Annotated in this window: 9 protein-coding genes; 2 read left to right on the top strand and 7 right to left on the bottom strand. The window is 73.9% G+C overall.

Features of this window, described 5'->3' with window-relative positions:
- The 7 genes from secD to pdxT all read right to left on the bottom strand — a co-directional run.
- On the bottom strand, positions 1-1,681 hold a 1,681-nt coding region (secD, locus tag IDM29_RS12445; RefSeq protein WP_223148282.1), incomplete at its 3' end, for a protein translocase subunit SecD.
- Positions 1,682-1,742: 61 nt separating this feature from the next.
- Entirely contained in the window at positions 1,743-2,180 is a 438-nt protein-coding gene (gene yajC / locus IDM29_RS12450) for a preprotein translocase subunit YajC (protein WP_182111215.1), read from the bottom strand.
- A gap of 107 nt (positions 2,181-2,287) precedes the next feature.
- Positions 2,288-3,310, bottom strand: a complete 1,023-nt coding sequence (gene ruvB, locus IDM29_RS12455; RefSeq protein WP_255491521.1) for a Holliday junction branch migration DNA helicase RuvB — start codon at positions 3,308-3,310, stop codon at positions 2,288-2,290.
- 10 nt (positions 3,311-3,320) lie between these two features.
- Complete coding sequence (gene ruvA / locus IDM29_RS12460; protein WP_182111217.1) at positions 3,321-3,929, bottom strand: Holliday junction branch migration protein RuvA; 609 nt, start codon at positions 3,927-3,929, stop codon at positions 3,321-3,323.
- Positions 3,930-4,058: 129 nt separating this feature from the next.
- A complete protein-coding gene (ruvC, locus tag IDM29_RS12465) occupies positions 4,059-4,655 on the bottom strand; it encodes a crossover junction endodeoxyribonuclease RuvC (protein WP_182111218.1) in 597 nt (198 codons plus the stop codon).
- 52 nt (positions 4,656-4,707) lie between these two features.
- A complete protein-coding gene (locus IDM29_RS12470; protein WP_182111219.1) occupies positions 4,708-5,466 on the bottom strand; it encodes a YebC/PmpR family DNA-binding transcriptional regulator in 759 nt (252 codons plus the stop codon).
- A 16-nt stretch (positions 5,467-5,482) separates the two neighbouring features.
- On the bottom strand, positions 5,483-6,106 hold the full coding sequence (gene pdxT / locus IDM29_RS12475; RefSeq protein ID WP_304518590.1) for a pyridoxal 5'-phosphate synthase glutaminase subunit PdxT: 624 nt from the start codon (positions 6,104-6,106) through the stop codon (positions 5,483-5,485).
- 34 nt (positions 6,107-6,140) lie between these two features.
- Between pdxT and IDM29_RS12480 the strand changes: the two genes are divergently transcribed.
- On the top strand, positions 6,141-6,854 hold the full coding sequence (locus IDM29_RS12480) for a hypothetical protein (RefSeq protein ID WP_182111220.1): 714 nt from the start codon (positions 6,141-6,143) through the stop codon (positions 6,852-6,854).
- Entirely contained in the window at positions 6,851-8,458 is a 1,608-nt protein-coding gene (locus IDM29_RS12485) for a phenylacetate--CoA ligase family protein (RefSeq protein ID WP_182111221.1), read from the top strand. The genes IDM29_RS12480 and IDM29_RS12485 overlap by 4 nt, the downstream gene beginning before the upstream one ends.
- Positions 8,459-8,577: the final 119 nt, after the last annotated feature.

An 8,577-nucleotide genomic window follows, 5' to 3' on the forward strand; every position in this document is an offset into this window, starting at 1 on the left:
CCCCGGCCACGCCCACCGGCTCCCGGTCGTCGGCCGGCGTCGCGACGACGTCGTCGACCGCGGTCGACGTGCCCGGCCGGCGCGACGCCGTCGCGCGCTCGCCGGGCGCCACCACGCGGCCGCGCCCGACGTACCTGCTGCGGGCACCGAGGCTCTCCGGGTCGAGGCCCGACGCCCGGTGGCCCTCGCCGAAGAACTTGGTCCTGGCGAGCAGGACCATCACCGGGTGGGTGAACAGGAACACGACCATGAGGTCGACCAGCGTCGTCAGGCCGAGCGTGAACGCGAACCCGCGGACGCCGCCGACCGCGAGGAAGTACAGGACGATCGCGGCGAGGAAGTTGACCGCGTCGGACGCGAGGATCGTGCGGCGCGCGCGGTTCCAGCCCTCGGCGACCGCGGCCGGCAGCGTGCGCCCGTCCCGCAGCTCGTCGCGGACACGCTCGAAGTAGACGATGAACGAGTCCGCCGTGACACCGATCGCGACGATGATGCCCGCGACGCCCGGGAGGCTGAGGCGGTAGCCCTGCGTCCACGAGAGCAAGGCGATGAGCAGGTAGGTCACGACGCCGGCGATGACGAGCGAGGCCACCGTGACCAGGCCGAGCGCCCGGTACTGGAAGATCGAGTAGATGCCGACCAGGACCAGCCCGATGAGGCCCGCGAGGAGGCCGCGCTGGAGCTGCTCGGAGCCGAGCGTCGCGGAGATCTGCTGCTCGCTCTGGACGGTGAAGGTCAGCGGCAGGGAGCCGAAGTTGAGCTGCTGCGCGAGCGTCGAAGCCGACTCGCGCGTGAAGTTGCCCGAGATCTCGGCCTTGCCGTCCGCGATCACGCTGTTGACCGAGGGCGCGGAGATGACCAGGCCGTCGAGCACCATCGCGAACTGGTTGCGCGGCGACTCGAGCCCGAGCAGGCGCTCCGTGACGGCACGGAACTGGCTCGTGCCCTCCCGGTTGAACTCGATGTTGGTGACCCACTCGTTCGTCACCGCGCCGGTCTGCGTCGTGCGCAGACCCGAGCTCGCGCTCTCCACGTCGTCGCCGCGCACCTCGACCGGTCCGAGCACGAACTTGGCGGTGCCGGACGCGTCGCACGCGACGACCGCCTCGTCCGGGGAGCCGACCAGGTCCGGGCCGCCGCGGAGGTTCGCGGGGTCGGTGCAGTCGTAGGCCTCGAACTCGGCGAGCAGCTCAGGCGTGAGCCAGGCGGGGTCGCTCGCGTCGGCGGGCTCGACCTGCTCGACGGGCGTCTCGCCGAGAGGGGTGCGCTGCTCCTCGGGCACCGGCGTCGGCGCGGCCTGGACGATGACGGGCCGGAAGAGCATCTGCGCCGACTCCCGCACCAGGTCGAGGGTCTCGGCGTCGGGCTCCCCGGGGATCGCCACGACGATGTTCGAGCCGCCCTGGCTGGTGATCTCCGCCTCCGCGACGCCGGACGCGTCGATGCGCTGGCGGATGATCTCGATCGCCTGCGCGATGGTCTCCTCGGTGACCTTCTCACCGCTGTCCGCGGTGGGCGTGAGGATGACCTGCGTCCCGCCCTCGAGGTCGAGGGCCAGCGACGGCGTCAGCGACGCGTCCGACCAGTGGTTGCCGGCGAGGAGAGCGCCGAGGAGGGCGATCACCACGACGCCGAGCGACACCAGCGTGCGCTTCGGGCGTGGGCGGTTCGATGTGGCCAACGGTCCGTCTTCTCTCGTGCGTCAGACCCGGGGCGCCGCGGTGCGGCGCCCGGTACCCCCGTCAGCGACGGGTCGTGCCCTCGTCGTCGCGCCCCTCGGTGAGGCTCGACGCGTCGTCGGGCACCTGGAGGGTGGCGTCGGCGTCCGTGGTCTCGTCGACCTCGTCCTCGTACAGCTCGTCCTCGTACAGCTCGTCGTCGTCCAGCTCGTCGTCCGCGTCCTCCGCCTCCAGCTCGTCCGCGACCGGCGGGTCCACGAGCTTGGCGATGGCGGGACGGAGCCAGCGGCTCGTCACGCCGGGCGACGTCTCGAGGGTGACGATGTCGCCCTCGACGTCGACGACGGTGCCGAACAGGCCAGAGCCCGTCATGACCTCCTGGCCGGGGGCCAGGCTCGCCCGGAAGTTCGCGGCTTCCTTCTGCTGCTTGCGGGTGCGGCTCGTCATGAGCCACATGGCGCCGAAGGCCAGGGCAAGGATGATGAGGAAGCTGTAGTCCATGGTGTCGTTCTCACGTCCTGTTGGGTTGCGACCGCGCGAGTCTAGGTGACCGACGCTCCTGGCCCCTAACGCCTCGCGCGGACGCGCGGTTCCCGGGCGGGCGGCGCTCAGCCGAAGAGGGTGTCCGAGCCCGGTGCGGGGGGCCGCAGGCCGAGGTGCGCCCAGGCCCGCGCGGTGGCGACGCGGCCGCGCGGAGTCCGCCCCATGAGGCCCTCGCGGACGAGGAACGGCTCGGCGACCGTCTCGACCGTCTCGGGCTCCTCCCCGACCGCGACCGCGAGGGTCGTGAGCCCCACCGGCCCGCCGCCGAAGCGCTCGCACAGCGCGCGCAGCACGCCGCGGTCGAGCCGGTCGAGGCCGAGGTCGTCCACCTCGTAGACGGCCAGCGCGGCGCGGGCCGCGGCCAGGTCCAGCGTGCCGTCACCGCGCACCTGGGCCCAGTCGCGCACGCGGCGCAGCAGGCGGTTCGCGATGCGGGGCGTGCCGCGGGACCGGCTCGCGATCTCCGCGGCGGCGTCGGCGTGCAGGTCGACGCCGAGCAGCCCGGCCGAGCGCGCGAGCACCTGCTGGAGCTCCTCGTCGTCGTAGAAGTCGAGGTGCCCGGTGAACCCGAAGCGGTCGCGCAGCGGCGCCGGCAGCAGCCCCGCCCGCGTGGTCGCGCCCACGACCGTGAACGGGGGCAGCGCGAGCGGGATCGCGTTGGCGCCCGCCCCCTTGCCCACGACGACGTCGACGCGGAAGTCCTCCATCGCGACGTAGAGGAGCTCCTCGGCGGGACGCGCGAGGCGGTGGATCTCGTCGAGGAAGAGCACCTCGCCCTCCTCGAGCGAGGAGAGCACCGCGGCGAGGTCCCCCGCGTGCTGGATGGCCGGACCCGACGTGACGCGCATCGACGTCCCGAGCTCGGCGGCGATGATCATGGCGAGCGTCGTCTTGCCCAGCCCGGGCGGGCCGGAGAGCAGGACGTGGTCGGGCGCTTTGCCCCGCCCGAGGGCGGCGTGGAGCACGAGCTCGAGCTGGTCGCGCACCACGCGCTGCCCGACGAACTCGGCCAGGCGCTGCGGCCGCAGTGCGGCCTCCGCCGCGCGCTCGAGATCCTCCGCGCCCGGGGCGACGATGCGCTCGGTCACGATCTCCTCGTCAGGCACGACCGCCGCCCAGGACCCGCAGCGCGCCACGCAGGACCGAGGCGACCTCGCCGGCGTCGACGGGCCCCGCGTCAGGCGGCGACACCACGGCGACGGCCTCCTCGGCCGCCTTCGCGGTCCAGCCGAGCCCGACGAGCGCCTCCACGACCTCACCGCGCCGGTCGGCGACCGCGGCCGCCGCCGTCGTCGGCCCGCCCGACGGGGCCCCGAGGCGGTCGGCCAGCTCGAGCACGATCCGCTGCGCGCCCTTGCGCCCGATGCCGGGCACGCGCTGGAGCGCCGCCAGGTCCTCCCCCGCGACCGCGCGCCGCAGCGCGTCGGGCGTGTGGACCGCGAGCATCGCCAGCGCCAGCCGTGGCCCGACGCCGCTCACCGTCTGGACGGCCTCGAAGGTGTCCCGCTCGTCGGCGTCGGCGAAGCCGTAGAGGGTCAGCGAGTCCTCGCGGACGACCAGCGACGTCGCGAGCTCGGCCTCCTGCCCGACGCGCAGTCCCGCCAGGGTCGCCGGCGTCGCGTACGCGAGCATCCCGACACCGCCCACGTCGACGACTGCCGCGTCGAGGCGCACCCCGACGACCTGCCCGCGCAGCGAGGCGATCACGAACCCTCCCGTCCTCCTCGCGCGGACGCGCCGCCGCCACGGCGGGACGCGGTCACGCGAGCGACCCGAACATCTGTACGACCACGCTAGCGCGCCGCCCGGACACCGGGTGCCCCGACGCGCCGGACCTCACCGGAGCCGGGCGGCGGCCTCGGCCCGCGCCCAGGCGAGCTGGGCCGGTGTCGCCCCGGACGTGGCCCCCGCGGCGCCGCCCGCGCCGGTCCCCGCACGGACCGGCGACGTCGTGCCCGCGGCCACGGGCCGCCAGAGGTGGCAGATCGCCAGGGCGAGCGCGTCGGCCGCGTCGGCGGGGGTGGGCAGCTCCGCGAGCCCGAGGATCCGCGCGACCATCTGCTGCACCTGCGGCTTGCCGGCCCGCCCGGAGCCCGTGACCGACGCCTTGACCTCCGACGGCGTGTGCAGCGCCACCGGGATCCCGCGCCGGGCGGCGGCCGCCATGACGACGCCCGACACCTGGGCCGTGCCCATGACGGTCCGCACGTTGTGCTGCGCGAAGACCCGCTCCACGGCGACGGCGTCGGGCTCGTGCTCGTCCAGCCAGGTCTCCACCTGGTCACCCACGAGGGCCAGGCGCGACGCGACGTCGTCGGAGACCGGTGAGCGCGCGACGCCGACGGCGACGAGCACCACCCGCCGCCCCGGGCGCGAGTCGACCACGCCCAGACCGCAGCGGGTCAGGCCCGGGTCCACTCCCAGCACGCGCACCGCACCAGTCTCCCAGCGCGCGGACGCGACGGCCGGACGCCTCGCCGGGCGCTCAGTCCTCCTCGAGCTCCGCCATGACCTCGTCGGACGCGTCGAAGTTCGCGAAGACGTCCTGGACGTCGTCGCTGTCCTCGAGCGCGTCGATGAGGCGCAGGATCTTGCGGGCGCCCTCGGCGTCCACCTCGACCTGCGTGGCGGGCACGAACTGGGCCTCGGCCGAGTCGTAGTCGATCCCGGCGTCCTGCAGCGCGGTGCGCACGGCGACGACGTCGGACGCCTCGCTCTGCACCTCGAACGCCTCGCCCAGGTCGGTGACCTCCTCGGCGCCCGCGTCCAGGACCGCCGCCAGCACGTCGTCCTCGGTGAGGCCGTCCGTCTTGGGGATCACCACGACGCCGCGCCGGGAGAACAGGTAGGACACGGACCCGGGGTCGGCCATCGCGCCGCCGTTGCGGGTGAACGCGATGCGCACGTCAGCGGCCGCACGGTTGCGGTTGTCGGTGAGGCACTCGACCAGGACCGCGACCCCGCCGGGGCCGTAGCCCTCGTACATGACGGTCTGGTAGTCCGCCCCGCCGGCCTCCTGGCCGGAGCCGCGCTTGACCGCGCGGTCGATGTTGTCGTTCGGGACCGAGGACTTCTTGGCCTTCTGGATCGCGTCGAAGAGCGTCGGGTTGCCGGCGACATCACCGCCGCCCACGCGGGCGGCCACCTCGATGTTCTTGATGAGCTTCGCGAAGAGCTTGCCCCGCTTGGCGTCGACGACGGCCTTCTTGTGCTTCGTGGTGGCCCACTTGGAGTGACCGGACATCGCTTCGACGAACCCCTCAGCCGCGCTCGGTGACGATCTGGACGAACAGCCGGTGCAGCCTCATGTCCCCCGTGATCTCGGGGTGGAAGGACGTCGCGACCACGTCACGCTCGCGCACCGCCACGATCCTACCGGCGGCGGGGCCCGATGCGACGGTGGCCAGCGCCCGGACGCCCGGCCCGGTGCGCTCGACCCACGGCGCGCGGATGAACACGGCGTGCACCGGGTCCGTGGCGCTGTCGGCGACGCCCTCGACGACGAGGTCCGTCTCGAAGGAGTCGACCTGACGGCCGAAGGCGTTGCGGCGCACGGTCACGTCGAGCCCGCCGAGGGTCCGCTGGCCCGCCGCGCCGTCCTCGAGCCGGTCGGCGAGCAGGATCATCCCCGCGCACGACCCGTAGGCGGGCAGGCCGGCGGCGATCGCGTCGCGCAGGGGCTCGAAGAGCTCGAAGACCTGCAGCAGGTTGGCCATCGTCGTGGACTCGCCGCCCGGCAGCACGATCCCGTCGACCTCGGCGAGCTCGCGCGTGCGCCGCACGGGCACGGCACGCGCGCCGCTGGCCTCGAGCGCGGCGACGTGCTCGCGCACGTCGCCCTGGAGGGCCAGGACACCGATCCTGGGCGGCGTGTCGGAGATCACGTCGGCGGATCCTACGCCGCCCTATCCTCGGGGCATGAGCGCGCCCTTCCCCCCGCCCGCGGCGCCCGCGGGCCCGCACGCCGCCCCGCCGTCGACCTCGCTGCGCGGACCGGTCGCGCTGACCGTCGCCGGAGCGGTGCTCTGCGTCGCGACGGTCGTCATCGCGGTCCTCGTCGGACGGACCTTCCTCAACCTCCTGCCCACCGACCTGCTGACGTCGGACGGTCAGGCGGGTCCCGGGGTCGTCGCCGAGGTGAGCGCGCCAGGGCAGGGCACGGCGCAGCTCGAGGCGGACACGAGCTACGTCGTGCTCCTGGCCACCTCGACCTCGGCGGGCGGGGACCACGTCGAGCTCGAGGACGACGTCGTGCTCGTCAGCCCGGACGGGAACGAGATCGTGGCCGACCGGAGCCCCGGCGTGAACCTCTCGGCGTCGCGCGACGGCACCGCCGTCCGCTCGGTCGGCGCCTTCCGCACGCAGGAGGCGGGGCAGTACACGGTCACGGCGCCGCCCGTCAGCGACGGCGGGACCGCACGGGTGCTCCTCGCCCCGGACCAGGCGTTCGGGCCGTTCTTCGTCGGCATCTTCGGGTCCGTGTTCGGCGTCTTCGCCGCCATCGCCACGGCGATCACGGGGATGCCGATGCTCGTCATCGGCATCGTCTGGTGGCGCCGCCGGGCCGGGGCCCGCGCGGCCGGCGCCGCGGGACCGGGCGCCCCGGGACATCCGGCCACGGCGCCGCGGTGACAGGCACCGGCGCGGCGCCGCGTCGGACGAGCGTCCTGCGCCAGGCGGCGCTGCGGGTCGCGACCGGGGTCGTCACGCTCGTCTACCGGATGTACCGGGTGCACCCCGCGTTGTGGCGGTTCACGGCCCGGAACTACCACCCCGCGATGGAGCGCTTCGCGCGGCTCAACGCCTGGATGATCTGCCAGCACGCCTACCTGGACGTGCCCGCGTACCGCCGCCACGTCGAGGAGCACGGCTTCCGCTTCCGCTGGTGGGACCTCACGGCGTACGAGCCCACCTCCAAGCACGGCTACGTCGACCGGTACCCCGAGGCGGAGCGCTGCTGGGACGGCGAGATCCGGACCGTGGGCACCGTGGTGGACGAGTCGTCCGGCTCGTCCGGGACCCCGTACAACTGGCTGCGCTCGAAGCGTGAGCTCGCCACGGTCCACAAGAACGTCGCGGGGTACGTGACGCAGATCTTCGGCACCCGCGGGCTCTTCGCCATCAACGCCTTCTCGATGGGCGCCTGGGCGACGGGCACCAACACGGGCATCGCCATGTCGCGGATCGCCATGGTCAAGAACACCGGCCCGGAGATCGACAAGATCGTCGACACGCTGCGCCACTTCGGCCCCGGCTACACCTACCTGGTGTGCGCGTACCCGCCCTTCCTCAAGCACCTGCGGGACCGGCTCGACGCGGACGGGTTCGACTGGGACGCCTACGACCTCAACGGCTTCGTCGGCGGCGAGGCGCTCACCGAGGGGCTGCGCGACTACCTGGAGGACCGCTTCGGCCGCGTCTACTCGGGCTACGGGGCCTCCGACCTCACCATCGGGATGGCCGGCGAGAGCGACCTGACCGTGTGGCTGCGCCGCGCCCTGATCGCCCACGAGCCCTTGCGCCGGGAGGTGCTCGGGGACGGCGAGGCCCGCACCCCGATGGTCTTCCAGTACAACCCGCTCGAGACCTACCTGGAGACGACGTCCGACGGGCGCCTGCTGGTGACCTTGAACTCCGCCGACATCATGAGCCCGAAGCTGCGCTACGACATCGGCGACGAGGCGATGATCCTCAGCTTCGACGCGATGCGCGCCGCGGTGGACCGCCTGCCCGAGCCGCTGCGCTCGCGCCTGACGTTCGGCGTCGAGCGCGCGGCCGCGGTCCAGGGCATGCGCCTGCCCCTGCTCCTGCTCTTCGGCCGCAAGGACTCGACCGTCTCCTACATGGGCGCGAACCTCTACCCGCTCGACGTCGAGAACGGGCTCTACCTCGACAACCCGCACGCGGCGGCCATCGAGTCCTTCAAGCTCTCCCTGGTCGACATCGGCGACCACGAGCAGCGTCCCGGCATCCACCTGCAGCTGCGTGCGCACGCCGCGCTCGACGACGCCGAGCGGGCGGACCTCGCGTCGCGCGCCGCCGCCGGGGTGCTGCGCCATCTCGCGTCCGTCTCGCGTGACGTGGCCCAGTCCCTCGAGGAGGACCCGACGGCCTCGGACCTGCGGGTCGAGGTGCACGCGCACGGCACGGGCCCGTTCGCGGGCGGCTCGACGAAGATCAAGAACGTGTACCTGGTGGACGAGGGCGACCGCGACGTCCCGTCCGCGGCGCGCTGATGCGCAGCGCCGACTTCTCGCGGGCCCCGCGCCAGGCGCGCGCCGAGGCCATGGTGGTGCTCGAGCGCCCCGAGGCGCCGCGCGGCTGGCAGCGCGCGGCCCGGAGCGCCGCCCGGGAC

It is taken from the genome of Actinotalea sp. JY-7885 (genome assembly GCF_014525465.1).
GTDB lineage: Bacteria > Actinomycetota > Actinomycetes > Actinomycetales > Cellulomonadaceae > Actinotalea.